This is a genomic window from Streptomyces sp. NBRC 110028, from assembly GCF_001417735.1.
Taxonomy (GTDB): domain Bacteria; phylum Actinomycetota; class Actinomycetes; order Streptomycetales; family Streptomycetaceae; genus Streptomyces.
The window spans coordinates 105,985-122,490 of sequence record NZ_BBUZ01000032.1; the positions used below are offsets into that span (position 1 = coordinate 105,985).

The following is a 16,506-nucleotide window of genomic DNA, read 5'->3' on the forward strand; positions in this document are numbered from 1 at the left end:
GGACCGCAGTGCCATCCGGCAATCTCGTCAGCCACACCACCACCATCAGCTGCCCCCACGGCGGACGGGCGCGTCCGGTGTCCGTTCCGTCCTCCGGGGTGCTCCTCGACGGGCAGCCCGTGCCGGGCGCGGCCGACGCCTTCGCCGTCATCGATTGCCCGCACACCGTCGACGGGCTGCCCGTGCCGTGCACCACCGTCCGGTGGATCCCGGACCGCGACGGCGTGCTGGTCGATGGCGCACCCGTGCTGCTCGACACCACCGCCGCGCAGTGCTTCACGGCGGCCATGGTTCCCCAGGGCCCGCCGGTCGTGGCCGCCACAGGACAGGGACGACAAGGAGTGGTGTGCCAGTGAGGGCACGAACATCGCGTACGGACATCGCGTTCCCGTTCAGGATCGATCGACGCGGGCGCACCGCGCACGCGGACTACGACGACCACCTACGGGACCTGATCGAGCAACTGCTGTTCACCAGCCCCGGCGAGCGCGTCATGCGGCCCGACTTCGGATGCGGGCTGCTGGACCTGGTGTTCACGCCCAACAGCCCCGAGCTGGCCTCGGCCCTCGAACTCTCCGTCCAGGCCGCGCTCCAGCGCTGGCTCGGCGAGCTGATCGACGTGGAGGCGCTGGGCGTGGTGAGCGAGGAGAACGTCGTGCGCGTCCATCTGCGGTACGTGGTGCGCTCCACCGCGAGCCTCCGCGACGAGGTGTTCGAGGGGAGGGGAGCGGCATGACCCCGCACACCCCGCACACCCAGCACACCCCGCACACTCCCACCCGGCGTCACCGCGTCCGCGCCGCCCACCTCAACGGCGTCGACGCCGTCGAAGTGGCCGACGACGGCCTCACCCTCACCGTCTCCTTCCTCGGCAAGGCCCCCCACGGCCTGGCCCCCGAGAACGTGCGCATCGACGGCGGGCGGCGGATCACCGATATCACCGTCGATGACATCTCCGTCGAGCGGGAGGAGGACCCCGAGCTCGACGACAAGCTGTACGTCACCGTCGATCGGGCCGGGGATACGTCGCCGTACACGCTTTCCCTCGTCGAAACCGACCCGTACGGCCGCCCCGGCGACGAACCCTTCCCCGGCTTCGACCAGCGCTACTACCGCGCCGAGTTCCGTTTCAGGCCCGACTGCCCCACCCCCTTCGACTGTAAGGAGGGGGAGGACGACGGCCCGGCCACCTATCGGCCCGCCCCCGTCATCGACTACACCGCCCGCGACTACGACACCCTCCGCGCGGTGGTCCTCGACCGGCTCCGCCTCACCACCCCCGAATGGATCGAGCGCAACGCCGCCGACCTCGGCACCACCCTGGCCGAACTCCTCGCCCACACCGCCGATCAGATCAGCTACCACCAGGACGCCGTCGCCACCGAGGCCTATCTCGACACCGCCCGCCGTCGCGTCTCCGTACGCCGCCACGTGAGGCTCATCGACTACCCGATGCACGACGGCTGCGCCGCCCGCGCGTACGTCGCCGTCGAAGCCGCCGAGCGGCTGACGCTGCGCCCGGGCACGTACCGCTTCGCCGCCGTCGACGTCCGTACGCTCGCGCCCCGCGACCGGCCCGAGATCGGTACCGTCATCGACGACCGCGACCTCGCCGTGCTGGACGAGCGCGGCACGGTGGAGGTCTTCGAACCGGTGTCGGACCGGCCCCTGCGGCTGCGGCCCGCGCACAACGCGATCCGGCTGTGGACCTGGGGCGGAGAGGTCTGCTCGCTGCCCAGGGGCGCGAGCGCCGCGACGTTACGCGACGAGTGGACCGACGACGGCTGCCAGGAGCGGGCCCTCGACCTGAGCCCCGGCGATCTGCTGCTCTTCGAGGAGGTTCGCGGCCCCCGCTCCGGCATCCCCGGCGACGCCGACCCGGCCCACCGGCACGCCGTACGCCTCACCTCCGTCACCCCCGCCGTCGACCGGCTGGCGCAGCAGCCGGTGCTGGAGGTCACCTGGGCCGAGGCGGACGCGCTGCCGTTCCCGCTCTGCCTGGCCACCCGCGCCGGTACGGAGTGCGCCCTCGTCGAGGACGTGACCGTGGCGCGCGGCAACGTGGCCCCGGCCGACCACGGCCGCTCGCTGACCTGGGGGTGCGAGCCGGGCCTGCCCGATACGGTCGCCGTCCCTCCCGTTCCGCCCGTCGCCGGGTCCTGTGCGCCGCCCGCCTTCGGCTGCTTCGACGAGGACGCGGGCAACGAACCCGCCCGGCTCATCGGCTCCCTCCTGGACCAGACCCGCCACGGCGGGCAGCTCACCGCCGCTGACGTGACCGCACTGTTCACCGTCGTCGGCCAGGACCGGACCGAACGGGCCGGGCTCGGCCTGGAGCGTGCCGGGCAGCGCCGGGAGCGGGTCGTGCCCGGCACCGCGTACGCCCAGGCCGAGGCGCTCAGGACGCTGCTCGCGCAGGGCCTCTACCCGGGCATCGCACCCCGCTTCCGGCCGGTGCTCCAGCGCTCGCCCGTCGCCCAGACCGTGCCGTTCCCCGACCCGCGCCACATCGCGGCGGGCCAGGCCGAGCGGCTGGCCGCCATCCCGGACCGGGTCGGGCACCGTCTGCTGGAGCTGTGGCGCGGCGCCCGCGACCACGACGGGCTCTCGGACGACGAGACGGGCGAGCTGACCGTGCTGTTCGGGCCGCGTCTGCTGGAACGGCTGGAACTGGCCCGCCACCCGGTGCGCGCGCTCCGTGAACTGCTGCACCGCTCGGACCAGTTGCTCGCCGCGAAGCGGCGCCGCCTCGCCGTGCTGACCGCACGCGCCGGGGCGGGCACGGTCCTCGGCCCGCACATCGCCTGGGAGATCAGCCACAGCTGGGGCCGGGCGTACGCACACGGGCTGCACCCGGACGATCCGGTGCTGCACGGCCCCGCCGCCGCGCTCACCCCCGACCCCCGGGCCGCGCTGCCCGCCGTACGCGTCGAAGACGGGCACGACACCTGGACCCCGCGCCGGGATCTGCTCGCATCCGGCCCCCGCGACCGCCACTTCGTCGGCGAGCTGCGGGACGACGGGCGGATCGCGCTGCGCTTCGGCGACGGCCGCCACGGCGCCGGGCCGGCCCCGGGGGCCCGGCTGCGTCTCCACTACCGGCTCGGCGGCGGCACCGCGGGCAATGTCGGCGCGGAGGCCATCAACCACCTCGTCCTCGCCCGCGATCCGGACGACCCCGACGAGGCGGCCACCGGAGAGCCGATGCCGGTGGCCAAGGTGCGCAATCCGCTGCCCGCCGTCGGCGGCACCGGACCCGAGGCCGTCGAGCAGGTACGCCAGCTCGCCCCGCTGGACCTCAAGCGGACCCGGCTGCGGGCCATCACCGCCGAGGACTACGCGGCGCTCGCCACCGAACTCCCCGGCGTACAGCGGGCCGCGGCCGAGATCCGCTGGACCGGAAGCACCGGGGAAGCACACATCGCCATCGACGCGCACGGGACCGGCGCACCGCGGCAAGCCCTGCTCGACTCCGTCGCGCACGCCCTGGAGCGGTACCGCCGGATCGGGCACGACCTGGTCGTCGGGCCCGCCCACCCCGTACCGCTGGACATCGCCGTCGAGGTGTGCGCCGCGCCCGGCCACCAGCACGGGCAGATCCTGGCCGAGCTGTACCGGGTGCTCGGCAGCCGCCCGCTGCCCGGTGGACGGCTCGGCTTCTTCCACCCCGACGCGCTCACCTTCGGCGAACCGGTCCGCCTCAGCCGCCTGGTGGCCGTCGCCGCGGCCGTACCCGGTGTCGAGAGCGTGGCGGTCACCCGGCTGCGGCGGATGTTCCACCCCGACGACGGAGAGAGGGAGGCAGGCGTGCTGCGGCTCGGCCCGCTGGAGGTCGCCCAATGCGACAACGACCCCGACCGGCCGGAACGCGGCCGCATCGAGATCACCCTGAACGACGGACGGAACGACGGAGGTGCGCGATGAGCGCCGGCTGCGCCTGCGGCTGCGGCGGCCACGACGAGCGCCGCGCCCCCGGCGCCCTCTACAACCCGCCCGGCCGCGCCGCCCTGGACTACCGGGTGGGGGAGTACGGCTCGTTCCTCGCCGCCATGCTCGACCGGCTTGCCTCGCCCGCCTACCCCGCGCTGCGCGACCTGACGGTCCGCACCCCGGACGACCCGGCCGTCGGACTGCTCGACGCCTGGGCCGTCCTCAGTGACCTGCTGACCTTCCACTCCGAGCGGATCGCCGACGAGGGGTATCTGCGCACGGCCGCCGACGACCGCTCACTCGCGCTGCTCGGCCGCCTCGTCGGACATGTGCCGCGCCCGGGCGTCGCCGCCGACACCCACCTCGCGTACACCGTGGACCGCGACCCGCGCGCCGAGGACGTCCTTGTCACGATCCCGCGCGGCGCCATCAGCCACAGCGTGCCCGCCGCCTCCGACGAGGAGTCGCACACCTTCGAGACCGACGAGGACCTGACCGCCCACTGGTCCTGGAACGAGCTGGCGGTCCGGCGCCGCCGCCCCGCCCTGCTGACCCCCGACGACCTGAAGCAGCGCTCCGAACTGCTCGTCGCCGGGACCTCCACCGGCCTGGCCACTGGCGACCAGCTCCTCTTCGTCTTCACCGGCTCCGGCGAAGGCACCGACGGACAGCGCCTGCTGCTGCCGGTCTCCCGGATCCGCATCGACCGGGACGAGGAGGTGACGGCCATCGGGCTGCCGCAGTCCCCGCCCGCCTCCTTCAAGGAGCTGGTGGACGAACTCCGGCAGTGGATCACCCCACCGGAGCCGGACCCGGACACCGGTGACCCCGAACCCACCCCCGACCATCCGAACCCCCGCCCCGTCAGCCGGCTGATCGAGGAGTTCGACGCCCAGGTCCTCGGCCCCCTCCGCGCCGACCTCGACGACATCACCCGCCCCGGCCAGCTCGCCCGGCGGCTCGCCGAACCGCACGCCCGGCTGGCGGAGGCGCAGGCGCTGGCCGCCCCGTACGAGGAGGTCGCGGCCTGGTTCGAGCGGCTGGAGGCGGTGATCGGCGAACTGGCCGAGCGTGCCGGGGAACTGGACACCGCACAGCCCGCCCAGGTCGGCCCGCGCTCGCAGCTCACCCACGACCGTCCGGAGGAGACCGGCCCCCGGGCCCCGGCCGCCCTGCGCGCGCTCGGCGCCGTACTCCCCGCCCTGCGCACGAGCGTCGTACGGCCCCCGGCAGGAGCGGCCGGGGCCGGGCCCGCCGGGCGTCTCCTCGCGCCCGGTTCCGACCTCGCCCCGCAGCTCCTGGCCGCCCTCGACCCGCGCCTTCGGACCGGGCTGTACGCCGCCTGGCGGCAGGCCGCCCCGCCCCAGCAGGCCACCACGCTGCTCCGCGAACTGCTGGCGATGCGCGTGACCGCCGCGCCCTTCGGCGCGACCGCGCCGCTGAAGGCCGTGCAGGACGACCGCGGCCGCGTCATCCGGCAGGTCGACTGGCCGCTCACCGGCGGCGCGCTGACCAGCATGCGCGTCGTGTACGACACGGCGGGCAAGGTGCCGGTGAAGGCCGAGTTCCAGCACACCGAGACCGGCACCTCGGTGCAACGCGGTGAGAACCTGCCACAGAACGCGACGTTCGACCTCCCGCCCGGCCGGATCGAACTGTCCACCCGCACCGGCCAGGACCACGACCTGAGCTGGCTGAGCCGCCGCCCCGTCGACACCCAGGAGCCCGGTGTCACCGCCAGGCTCCTGCCCGGCCTGCCCGCGTACACCCTGTTCGTCTCCCGCCCCGCCGAGGACGGCCGGGTGCACATCGCGGTGGAGGTGGAGGGCGGCGAGTCCCCGCAGTGGCGGCTCGCGCGCGGCGAGCAGAAGCAGGTCCCCCTCGGCCGGTACGAACTGACCATCCGCTACACCCCGGGCAGCGAGCCACCGGCCGTCGAGATCGGCATCGCGACCGTCCCCGAACCCGCCGACCGCTACGTCCTGGCGCTCGACTCCGTCCTGAGCGGCATCACCGTCGGCAGCTGGGTCGCCATCGAGCGCCCCCGCAAGGGAGCGGAGGGCGGGGTGCCCGGCGACGAGAAGCTGGCCTTCGTCACCACCCGCGTCACCGCCGTGCGCACCGCCGCGTACACCACCTACGGCATCACCGGCCGCGGCACCGAACTCACCCTCGCCGATCCCTGGCTGGACGAACACGACGTCGTCCTCTCCGCGATCCGCGACACCACCGTCCACGCGGGCGGCGAACCGCTCCGCCTCGCCGACGAACCGCTCGGCGAGGACGTGCACGGCAACGAACTCGAACTGGCCGAGCTGTATCAGGGGCTGCGTCCCGGCCGCCGCGTCGTCGTCTCCGGCGAGCGCACCGACCTCCCGGGCTCCGCCGCCGTCCGCGGCACCGAACTCGCGGTCGTCGCGGGCGTCGAACAGCGCGTCGACCCCGACCTGCCCGGCGACCACGTCCACACGGTCCTCACGCTCACCGCCGACCTCGGCCACCGCTACCGCCGCGACACCGTCCGCGTGCTGGGCAACGTCGTCCCCGCCACCCACGGCGAGAGCCGCGACGAGCCGATCGGCAGCGGCGACGCCACTCGCGCCCACCAGACCTTCGCGCTCTGGCAGTCCCCGCTGACCTGGCTGCCCGCCGGCAATCCGCTGGGCGCGACCCCGGCCCTCGAAATCCGCGTCGACGGGCTGCTCTGGCACCGGGCCGACAGTCTCGCCGGGCGCGGGCCGCGTGAGCGGATCTACGTCATCGGGACCGCCGCGGACGGGCGTACGACGGTGACCTTCGGCGACGGCGTCCACGGCGCCCGCCTCCCCACCGGCCACGAGAACGTCCGCGCCCGCTACCGCTTCGGCACCGGCGGCCCCCACGGCGCGGCCAACGTCCCCGCCAACCGCATCACCCAGCCCCTCACCCGCCCCCTCGGCGTCACCGCCGTCACCAACCCCCAGCCCGCCACCGGCGGAGCCGTGGGCGACGGCCCCGGCCTCACCCGCCGCACCATCCCGCTCGCGGTCTCCGCGCTCGACCGCCTCGTCTCCGTCCAGGACTACGAGGACTTCGCCCGCTCCCGGGCGGGCATAGGCCGCGCCCACGCCGCCGAACTCCACGACGGGCGACGCAAGGTGCTGCACGTGACGGTCGCCGGAGTGGACGACGTGCCGATCGCCGACGACGCCGAGGTGCTGCGCGCCCTGCGCGCCTCACTCGCGGAGTACGGCGACGCGCGGCTCCCGGTCCGGGTCGAGCCGCGCGAACTCGTGCTCCTCCTGCTCGCCGCGCGGGTGAAAGTGGCGCCCGACCACACCTGGGCGCTCGTCGAGCCGCGCGTGCGCGCGGCGCTGCTGGCGAAACTCGGCTACCCGGGCCGGGAGCTGGGCCAACCCGCCCGGCTGTCGGAGGTGCTGGCCACCGCGCAGTCCGTGCCCGGCGTGGACTACGTCGACGTCGACGCCTTCACCGGCGTCCCCGCCTCCAGCACCCCGCAGGAGCTGAGCCGGCTCGCCGAACAGCTCACCACACCCAGCGCCACCGTCCCCGCCCGGTCCGCCACCTACGCCGAGGACACCTACCGCGTCACCGCGTCCGACGGCGAGACGCTCACCGACATCGCGGCACAGGGCGGCATCACCCTCGCCGAACTGCTGCGCCTCAACCCCGGCATCACCGACACCGCCCGCCTGCCCCAGGGCCGTTCGGTGTTCGTCTTCCGCGGCATCAGGCCCGCACAGCTCGCGCTGTTCACGCCCGACGTCCCCGACACGCTGATTCTGACGGAGGTCACATCATGACCAGGGAGCCGGACGGGCTCGCCGAGCTGCTCCCGCAGTGGCATCGGCTCCGGGACGCCGAGGCGGGCGAGCCCTTGCGCGCGCTGCTCGCGGTCATCGCCGAGCAGGCCGACCTCGTACGCGACGGGGTCGAGCGGCAATACGAGGACTGGTTCGTGGAGACCGCCGCCGACTGGGTGCTGCCCTACCTCGGCGACCTGGTCGGCTACCGCCCGCTGCCCGGCTACGAGCGGGTGCTCGCCACCGGCCTGCGCGACGGCGGACGCCCCGACGCCTCCCGGCGGCGGCTCGCGGAGGCCCTGGCCCCGCGCCGGGACGTGGCCGCCACGGTCGGCCACCGGCGCCGCAAGGGCACCCTCGCGCTGCTGGAGGAGCTGTCGGCGTCGGTCGCCGGATGGCCCGCACGGGCCGTGGAGCTGTCCCGGCTCGTCTCCCACCAGCAGCCGGTGAGGCTCCTGACCGGCAACGGGGACACCGACGCCCGCAGGCTCGCCCGCGGACGCCTCGCCGACCTGAGGGACGGCTCGGCACTCGACCTCGCGGGCGGCCCGTTCTCCGCGGTGGCCCGCTCGGTGGACGTACGGCGCGCCGACTCCCGGCGCGGGCAGGGCGGTTGCACCCCGGCCGGTGTCGGCCTGTTCGTGTGGCGGCTGAAGCCGTACCCGGTGACGCGGGCCCCCGCGTACTGCGTCGACCGGGCCCGCGACCTGTACACCTTCTCCATCCTCGGCAACGACACACCCCTGGTGACCCGGCCCGAGCCGGAACCGTCGGCCTCGCACATCGCCGCCATCGACAACGTCCCGGCGTACATCCGCCGCAGACAGCTCGCGGACCGGCTCGCCGACTATTACGGCCCGGGCAAGTCCTTCGCCATCTGGCGCGACGGACACCAGGAGCCCGTACCGCCGTCCGACCTCGTCGTGGCCGACCTGACCGACTGGCGCTACCGCCCGAAGCGCGGGCAGGTGGCCATCGACCCGGTGCTCGGCCGGATCGCCTTCGGATCGCGCTCCGCGCCACGGCAGGGCGTCTGGGTGACCTACCACTACGCCTTCGCCGACGACCTGGGCGGCGGCGAGTACGCGCGCGAGGACCGCGCGACCCCGCCGGACGCCCGGATCTACCGGGTCGGCCCGGGATGCGGCCATCAGCGGATCATGGACGCCTACGAGCAGTGGAAGAACGACCGCCGGGCCGGGCGATGCGGCCCCGAGGGCATCATCGAGATCACGCACAGCGGCGCCTACCAGGAGCAACTGGACTTCGACCTCGACCCCGGCGACCGGCTCCAGGTGCGCGCCGCCGAGGGCACACGGCCCGTGATCCGGCTGCTCGACTGGTACAGCAACCGGCCGGACGCGCTCAACATCCGGGCGCCGGAGGAGTGCGCGGGACGCCGCGACGCCCCGCGCATCGTGCTGGACGGACTGCTCATCGCCGGACGCGGGCTCAATGTCACCGGCCCGGTCGGCACCGTCGTCCTGCGCCACTGCACCCTGGTGCCCGGCTGGTCCCTGGAGCCGGAGTGCGAGCCGCGCTCCCCGGACGAGCCCAGCCTGGTCCTGGAGCGCACCACCGCCTGTGTGCAGATCGAGCGCAGCGTCCTCGGCACCATCGAGGTCATGGGCGACGAGGTGCACACCGACCCGCTCAGCCTCCACATCCGCGACAGCATCCTCGACGCCACCGGCCACGACCGCCCCGCCCTGTCCGCCCCGGACTGCCGCCACGCACACGCCGTGCTGCACGCCCACCGCACCACCGTCATCGGCGAAGTCCACGCCCACGCGGTTCAGTCGGGCGAGAACAGCGTCTTCACCGGCCGGATGCACGTGGCCCGGCGCGGCATCGGCTGCCTGCGCTTCTCCTACGTCCCACCGGGTTCGCGCACCCCGCGCCGCCACCGCTGCCAGCCGGACCTGGTGGGCGCCGGTGAGGCGTGGCGGGTGCGGCCGCACTTCAGCGGCGAGCGCTACGGGACCCCGGTGTACGGGCAGTTGGCCACCGGATGCGCCGACGAGATCCGCCGGGGCGCGGAGGACGGGGCCGAGATGGGCGCCTTCCACGACCTCTACCAGCCACAGCGCGCCGACAGCCTGCGTGCCCGCCTCGCCGAGTACACACCGGCCGGAACCGACGCGGGAGTCCTCTACGTGACCTGACGCCGAGCACCCGCAGCGCCTTCTCCGCAGCTTTCACGAACCTGATCGAGGGGGACCCCTTCCGATGCACGCAGACCTCTCCCGCGTCACCTTCCGGCCCGACCGGCACTACTCGGCGGTCGTCGCCCAGCAGGGCCGCGTCCAGCTCGACGCGGACGCCAACGAACAGACCGCGATCCAGCTCAGCCAGGCCCGTACGCTCGCCACCGACCTGATCGGGCAGCACGGCGGCCCGGCCGGGAACACCGGCTTCAAGATCGACTTCAAGGGCGGCAGCCGCGAGCTGGACGACCTCGTCATCGGCGGCGGGCGCTACTACGTCGACGGCATCCTGTGCGACGCGAGCCGGCCGCGGCCCGAGGAGGCGGTGGACGACGAGGCGGAAGCGCCGGGCACCGGCAACGCCGCAGACGAGGCCGGCCCGGACGGCGAGCCGTCCGCGCCGCCCGCCACCTGGACGTACTGGGACCAGCCGGACGCCCACCGCGACCCGGAGCGCCCGGCCGACCGGCTGCCCACGCGGTTCCCGTACCTGGCCTACCTGAAGGTGTGGGAGCGCACGGTCACCGCCGCCGAGGACCCGGCGTTGCGCGAGGTGGCCCTCGGGCCGGCGATGCCGGACACCGCCGCCCGGCTCAAGGTGGTGTGGCAGGTGCTGCCGCTGGAGGGCTCACAGCTCGACATCGAGGACGGGCCCGGGGACCAGCGGGACCTGGTCCGCAAGGCGTTCACCACGTGGGCGGCCACCGCCGGGGCGCCCGCCTCCCGGCTCGCCGCGCGCAGCGAGCGGCCCGACCACGCGGACGAGGACCCGTGCACGGTCACGCCGGACGCCCGCTACCGGGGCCCGGAGAACCAGCTCTACCGGGTGGAGATCCACGACGGTGGCCCCGCCAAGGGCGCCACCTTCAAGTGGTCCCGGGAGAACGGCTCCGTGGTCTTCCCGGTCGACGAACTCGACGGCACCTGGGTGGAGCTGGCGTCGCTGGGCGGCGACGGCAAGCTCGGCCTGAACGTGGGTGACCGGGTCGACTTCGTGGACACCGCCACCATCAGCCGTGGTGAGCCGCTGCCGTTGCTGCGGGTGGAGGAGGTCGACCTGCCGGGCCGTCGGGTACGGCTCTCCGGCGAGCCCGAGCCGGGCGTCGGGCGCCGCCCGGACCTGCATCCGTACCTGCGCCGCTGGGACCAGCGGGACGCGTCCCGGCGCCCGCGCAAGGGCGGCGGCGCGGCCACCGCGAGGCTCCGGCACGGCGCCGTCCCGGTCGAGGAGGGCCGCTGGCTGCCGCTGGAGGACGGCGTCGAGGTGTACTTCGCGCCCGGCGGCACCTACCGGACCGGCGACCACTGGCTGGTGCCGGCCCGTACGGCCACCGGCGCGGTGGAGTGGCCGGTCGACGCGGCCCACAAGCCGCTGCTGCGGGCCCCGGACGGAATCCAGCTGCACTACGCGCCCCTCGGATGGGTGTTCGGCGAGGGTGAGGTGTCCGACCTGCGGATGACGTTCGCGCCCCTGGCCGCCCCGGTCCCGGCGGCGGACGACGGTAGTTGACGCGCCGGACACCGACCCAACTGAGTCATGTCATGACGGCATCCGTACATGACGGATACCAGTAACACCGAAGGAGCACCTCATTATGGCAACACCCCTGAGCGCCGACAGACTCCTGAAGGTCCTGCGCGACGAGGGCCTGACCGTCCACGAATACCGCAACTGGCGCTCACACAACCGCAACTCCAAGGGCCCCTGGGGCCCGGTGAACGGCGTCATGATCCACCACACCGTGACCTCGGGCACCGCGAGCTCGGTCGAACTCTGTTACGAGGGCCACGCGTCGCTGCCGGGACCGCTGTGCCACGGCGTCATCGACAAGAAGGGCGAGATCCACCTCGTCGGCCACGGCCGCGCCAACCACGCGGGCCTCGGCGACAACGACGTCCTGAACGCGGTGATCAACGAAACCAAGCTGCCGACCGACAACGAGGCCGACAAGGACGGCAACGCCCGCTTCTACGGCTTCGAATGCGTCAACCTCGGCGACGGCGACGATCCGTGGCCGGAGGCGCAGAAGCTGGCGATCGAAAAGGTGTCCGCCGCCATCTGCCGCGCCCACGGCTGGAGCGAGCGGTCCGTGATCGGCCACCTGGAGTGGCAGCCGGGCAAGGTGGACCCCCGGGGCTTCACGATGAGCTCCATGCGCACCCGCATCGGCAAGCGCCTCGGCAACAAGCCGGACGGCCCGACCGAGCCCAAGCCGAAGCCCCCGGCGACGTACGAGCCCTTCCCGGGCGCCGACTTCTTCCGCGCCGGCCGCGAGAGCAAGATCATCACGGCGATGGGCAAGCGGCTGGTGGCCGAGGGCTGCGGCCGCTACGAAGTGGGCCCGGGCCCGGAGTGGACGGCCGCCGACAAGAAGTCGTACGCGGCCTGGCAGCGGAAGCTGGGCTACTCCGGCGATGCCGCCGACGGCGTCCCGGGCAAGAAGAGCTGGGACAAGCTGCGCGTCCCGAACGTCTAGAGCACCACCGACCGGGCCGGTGCGCGGCCCCCGCCGCGCACCGACGCCCGCTCCCCGAAGTGCCCTCGGCGATACGTTCCCGCCGTTGCGGCCGGCCTTGGCCCGGACGACACGACCTAGTCGTAGCAGAGACCGTCGCAGGTCTGCCCGTACCACCATCCGCAGCCGCTCGAAGACGTCTGGCAGTTCCCTGGGCGGCAGTGGTAGCCGAGCCCGCAGCAGCCGTCCTCTTGGTGGCAGGCGCACCCCGAGAGCGGCCCGGCGGCGGCGCTGTCGGCGTCCACCGGTCCGAGGACCGAGACGATCGCGCGGGTTTCCTCCTGGCCGAAGGCCTCGATCGTCGCGTCCTTGAGGCGCTGCGGGGGTTGGTACGGCCCGTTCCCGCGATCGAAGATCGAGGGGTTGGCGACTTCGGCGCCGAGCCTGTCGAGTGCGCTGATCTGTTCGGCGGACAGACCGGCATGAGTCGCCCGGTAGTGGCTCAGGTGTTCCTGCCAGACCCTGCTCGCCTCCGGCGGGGAAAGCCGTGCGTGGATGGCCCGCCGGTAGGTCATCGGATAGGCGATGATCGCCGTGTACGTCTTCGGGAGGCGGTCCTTGTTGTCCTCCGCCCATCCGTGGGCCTGTTCCGCCAGGGCGGGCGTCCTGCCCATGAAGACCAGCCCCACGGCTACGGCCGCTCCGGCGCCCACCCGCAGGAACTGCTTACGGCCCATGGCGTCCCGGTCCAGGGGATGTCCGTTGTACTGATGACGCAACTGCCCCAGGGACTGCAGCACCCTCACCGTGGAGCGAGGCCCCAGGCGGCGCAGGAGCGGTAACGTCATGTGGGCCCCGGTCCAGGCGCGTACGGCACCGCCGTTGACGCGCAGCAGTGTCGGAGCCCAGGCGGCCTCGCGGCCGAGTGCCTCGTGCCGCCAGTCTTCGACATCCGGATGGGTCAGTGGCAGCACCGTCAGCTTGTTGGCGCAGGCGCGTGCGACCGCGACGTCGCGGCCTCTCCGCCACATTTGCCACGCGCACACCGGCCGGCAAGAGGGCAAACAGGCCACGTGCCGGCAGGGGATCGGCCGTTACGCGTTCATCGCGTCGCCGAGCAGAACGGGCGGATGGCGCGTGAGGACGAACACGGGCCCCATGGCGCTGAAACCCGGCCGGGAAGTCGAGCACCCCGGCCGGGTTCCGCCGCGGCCCGCTCAGCCGCCTTCCCCCGTGGTGGGGGAGGGCAGGGCGCCGGGCGAGCCCACGGCTCGTTCGTCAGCGGGCCCGGAAGGCGGTGGCCAGTACGGAGACGGTGACGTGGCCGGGCAGGCAGGCGTTGCCGGCCAGGTCTGCCGGGATCTGGTGGCGGGCGCTCGGCGTCATCCCGACCAGGTCGAGGACGTGCTGCCTGGTCAGGGGCATAGCGTACTCGACCCGTTCGGTGACGACTGCCTCGAAGCAGGGGTTCAGCGCCTGGTGGAGGCGCTGCTCCTTGGCCGGGTCGATCGTGACCATCGCGGGCAGTCCGCGCAACTCGGCCAGATGCCGCCCGGTGGGACGCACCACGATCAACCGGCCGCTCGGACGCAGTACCCGGCGGAACTCGGCCGGGTTGCGCGGAGCGAACACGTCCAGCACGACGTCCGCCACCCCGTCGGCCAGCGGGAAGGGGCGGAAGATGTCCCAGGTCGCCCCTGCGGTCCGTTCATGGGCTCGGACCGCGAAGCGCAGCGCGCGCGCCGAGGTGTCCAGCCCCAGGCCACGGGCGCCGGGCACCTGGTCGAGCACGCCCGCCAGGTAGTAGCCCGTGCCGCATCCGGCGTCCACGACCGTGTCCGGTACGGGCATGTCGCCGGACGCCAGGCGGGCCACGGCCCGGCGGATGGGCTCGTAACCGCCGGTGGACAGGAACCGGGCCCGGGCCCGGACCATGGGCGCGTCGTCGCCGCTGGTGGCGCGGCTGCCTGTGAGCAGGCTGACGTAGCCGTGGCGGGCGATGTCGAAGGTGTGGCCCGCCGGGCAGCGCAGTGCGCCGCCGTCGGGATGCACGCGGGCCCGGCACGTTGGGCAGCGCAACAGGTCGAGGAACTGTTCGAGGGCAGGGCGAGGCGACACGGGCACGAGGCACTCCTGGCAACGGTGAAGGGAAGGGGCCGTGCCCGCGGGCGCGCGGAAGGGCACCGCTCACGCGGCAGGCACACCAAGGAGGGCGACGCCGTCCGGCGTCGCCCTCAAAGCCTTCCGGTCAAAGGAAGTTGCAGTGCGGGGTGCTCATGAATGCCACGCCGTCATTCTACGGGCCCGGGGCGCGGGGGAGCGTGTCCACTGCCGCCTGCGTGTCCGCTTACGGCGGCGTGCACGAGCTTCCCGGCCGCTCCGGCGCACACCCCGGCACCATCAGCACGAGCCTGCCGGGCACCGGCCCCCAGCTCGGCGGCAAGCCGGACCTGCTGACGCGGGCGGCTATTGTCGGCGAGGCAAACTTGATCTTGACCAGGTATCACATGACACGGTTGCTGTTCCGGATCACACCACGGGACCGTTCAGGAGCGGCATGGACATCGGCGTCTTCATTCCCATCGGCAACAACGGCTGGCTCATTTCGAAGAGTTCTCCGCAGTACATGCCGTCCTTCGAGCTGAACAAGGCCATCGTGCGGAAGGCCGAGGAGCACGGCCTCGACTTCGCGCTGTCAATGATCAAGTTCAAGGGGTTCGGCGGTGAGACCGAGTTCTGGGACCACTGCCTGGAGTCGTTCACACTGATGGCGGGCCTGGCCGCCGTGACGGAGCGGATCAAGCTGTACGCCTCGACCCCGATCCTCGCCCTGCCCCCGGCGATCACCGCGCGCATGGCCACGACGGTCGACTCGATCGCCCCCGGCCGGTTCGGCGTCAACATCGTCACCGGCTGGGCGCCCGGCGAGTACTCCCAGATGGGCCTGTGGCCCGGCGACGAACACTTCGCCAACCGCTACGCCCGCGCCGCGGAGTACGTCACCGTGATGAAGGAGCTGTGGCACGAGGGCGTCAGCAACTTCAAGGGCGAGTTCTACACCATGGACGACTGCGTGCTGTCCCCCCGCCCGGCGAACGGCCACATCGACATCGTCGCCGCGGGGCAGAGCAGCACCGGCATGAAGTTCTCCGCCGAGCACGCCGAGTACAACTTCATCCTGGGGAGCGGCGTCAACACCCCGCTCGCGCTCTCGGGCACCACGGCCGCGCTCGTGGACGCGGCGCGTGAGACCGGCCGCGATGTCGGCGCGCTCTCGCTGTTCATGGTCATCGCGGACGAGACCGACGAGGCCGCCCAGGCCAAGTGGCAGGACTACCACGACAACGCCGACCACGCGGCGCTGGCGTACATGGCGGGCGAGACGGCCACGGACAAGACCGCCGACGACTCCTCGACCGCCAGGACGATCTCGCTGCCCGAGGGCGCCGTGAACTTGAACATGGGCACGCTCGTCGGCTCCTACGAAACTGTCGCGGCGATGCTGGACGAGGTCGCCGGAGTCCCCGGCACCAAGGGGATCATGCTGGTGTTCGACGACTTCCTCGAAGGCATCGAGAACTTCGGCACGCGCATCCAGCCGCTGATGAAGTCCCGGCCGTGACGGCTGACGGCTCCGGATGGCGTTGCCACCCGGAGCCCGTACGGAATCTCCGGGGCTGTTGCGGCTCGGTCCTCCGGCCACGCGGCCGGCCTCGGCGGCGGCGTCCTCGACGGATCTGACCGCCACGGCGATGCCGGTCAACTCCCGGCTGATGCGGAAGTCCCGGGAGACGGCCGGCCTCGCGGCCCCGAACGGCGTGCACATGGTGTTCGTGCACCGCGAGCGCGGCCCGCGTCCGGTGGCGGTGACGAGCGAGCTGGGCGCGGGCGGCCGACCACACCGGCCTGGCCGTCGCGGCGATCGGTTGCACGGTGTGGGTCGATCCGTGTCAGAGCGGCGAAGTGCTTGGGAGACCCGAGGATGGTGCCGGCCCCCCGGCCGGATGGTCGTAGGGAGTACGGCGCGGCGGCCCGAATGGGGAGCCAGCAGGAGCGTGCTCCCTGTGCTCGTCGCGTACAGCACGCCGCCGACCAGGCTGAAGGAGCGCG

At 73.3% G+C, this 16,506-nt stretch carries 10 protein-coding genes; 8 read left to right on the plus strand and 2 right to left on the minus strand.

Annotated elements, in window-relative coordinates; genetic code table 11:
- The first annotated feature begins 8 nt into the window (after positions 1-8).
- The 7 genes from ASC60_RS24745 to ASC60_RS24775 all read left to right on the plus strand — a co-directional run bounded on the left by ASC60_RS24745 (position 9) and on the right by ASC60_RS24775 (position 12,417).
- Positions 9-356, plus strand: a complete 348-nt coding sequence (locus tag ASC60_RS24745) for a hypothetical protein (protein ID WP_055554583.1) — start codon at positions 9-11, stop codon at positions 354-356.
- Positions 353-736 (plus strand): GPW/gp25 family protein, encoded by a 384-nt coding sequence (locus ASC60_RS24750; RefSeq protein WP_055554584.1) that lies wholly within the window; start codon positions 353-355, stop codon positions 734-736. The genes ASC60_RS24745 and ASC60_RS24750 overlap by 4 nt, the downstream gene beginning before the upstream one ends.
- Positions 733-3,924 carry a putative baseplate assembly protein gene (locus ASC60_RS24755; RefSeq protein WP_055554586.1) on the plus strand — a complete coding sequence of 1,064 codons (3,192 nt, stop codon included), beginning with the start codon at positions 733-735 and terminating at the stop codon, positions 3,922-3,924. The genes ASC60_RS24750 and ASC60_RS24755 overlap by 4 nt, the downstream gene beginning before the upstream one ends.
- Positions 3,921-7,733 carry a putative baseplate assembly protein gene (locus tag ASC60_RS24760; protein WP_055554588.1) on the plus strand — a complete coding sequence of 1,271 codons (3,813 nt, stop codon included), beginning with the start codon at positions 3,921-3,923 and terminating at the stop codon, positions 7,731-7,733. Before ASC60_RS24755 ends, ASC60_RS24760 begins: the two co-directional genes overlap by 4 nt.
- Complete coding sequence (locus ASC60_RS24765; RefSeq protein WP_055554590.1) at positions 7,730-9,898, plus strand: hypothetical protein; 2,169 nt, start codon at positions 7,730-7,732, stop codon at positions 9,896-9,898. Before ASC60_RS24760 ends, ASC60_RS24765 begins: the two co-directional genes overlap by 4 nt.
- 64 nt (positions 9,899-9,962) lie before the next feature.
- The gene (locus tag ASC60_RS24770) at positions 9,963-11,450 is read left to right on the plus strand and encodes a DUF6519 domain-containing protein (protein WP_079038586.1); all 1,488 of its coding nucleotides are present in this window, start codon (positions 9,963-9,965) and stop codon (positions 11,448-11,450) included.
- 85 nt (positions 11,451-11,535) lie between these two features.
- On the plus strand, positions 11,536-12,417 hold the full coding sequence (locus ASC60_RS24775; protein ID WP_055554592.1) for a peptidoglycan-binding protein: 882 nt from the start codon (positions 11,536-11,538) through the stop codon (positions 12,415-12,417).
- 116 nt (positions 12,418-12,533) lie between these two features.
- Here ASC60_RS24775 and ASC60_RS24780 read toward each other — a convergent pair whose 3' ends face one another.
- Positions 12,534-13,427 carry a bacteriocin fulvocin C-related protein gene (locus tag ASC60_RS24780; RefSeq protein ID WP_055554593.1) on the minus strand — a complete coding sequence of 298 codons (894 nt, stop codon included), beginning with the start codon at positions 13,425-13,427 and terminating at the stop codon, positions 12,534-12,536.
- A 247-nt stretch (positions 13,428-13,674) separates the two neighbouring features.
- Entirely contained in the window at positions 13,675-14,520 is an 846-nt protein-coding gene (locus ASC60_RS24785) for a putative RNA methyltransferase (protein ID WP_055554595.1), read from the minus strand.
- Between the two features lie 433 nt (positions 14,521-14,953).
- Between ASC60_RS24785 and rutA the strand changes: the two genes are divergently transcribed.
- Complete coding sequence (gene rutA / locus ASC60_RS24790; RefSeq protein ID WP_055554597.1) at positions 14,954-16,018, plus strand: pyrimidine utilization protein A; 1,065 nt, start codon at positions 14,954-14,956, stop codon at positions 16,016-16,018.
- Positions 16,019-16,506 lie beyond the last annotated feature (488 nt).

Coding starts and splice junctions, on each gene's coding strand:
- ASC60_RS24765 (WP_055554590.1), top strand. CDS start 7,730: ATGACCAGGGAGCCGGACGGGCTCGCCGAGCTGCTCCCGCAGTGGCAT.
- ASC60_RS24760 (WP_055554588.1), top strand. CDS start 3,921: ATGAGCGCCGGCTGCGCCTGCGGCTGCGGCGGCCACGACGAGCGCCGC.
- ASC60_RS24755 (WP_055554586.1), top strand. CDS start 733: ATGACCCCGCACACCCCGCACACCCAGCACACCCCGCACACTCCCACC.
- ASC60_RS24780 (WP_055554593.1), bottom strand. CDS start 13,427: ATGTGGCGGAGAGGCCGCGACGTCGCGGTCGCACGCGCCTGCGCCAAC.
- rutA (WP_055554597.1), top strand. CDS start 14,954: ATGGACATCGGCGTCTTCATTCCCATCGGCAACAACGGCTGGCTCATT.
- ASC60_RS24775 (WP_055554592.1), top strand. CDS start 11,536: ATGGCAACACCCCTGAGCGCCGACAGACTCCTGAAGGTCCTGCGCGAC.
- ASC60_RS24770 (WP_079038586.1), top strand. CDS start 9,963: ATGCACGCAGACCTCTCCCGCGTCACCTTCCGGCCCGACCGGCACTAC.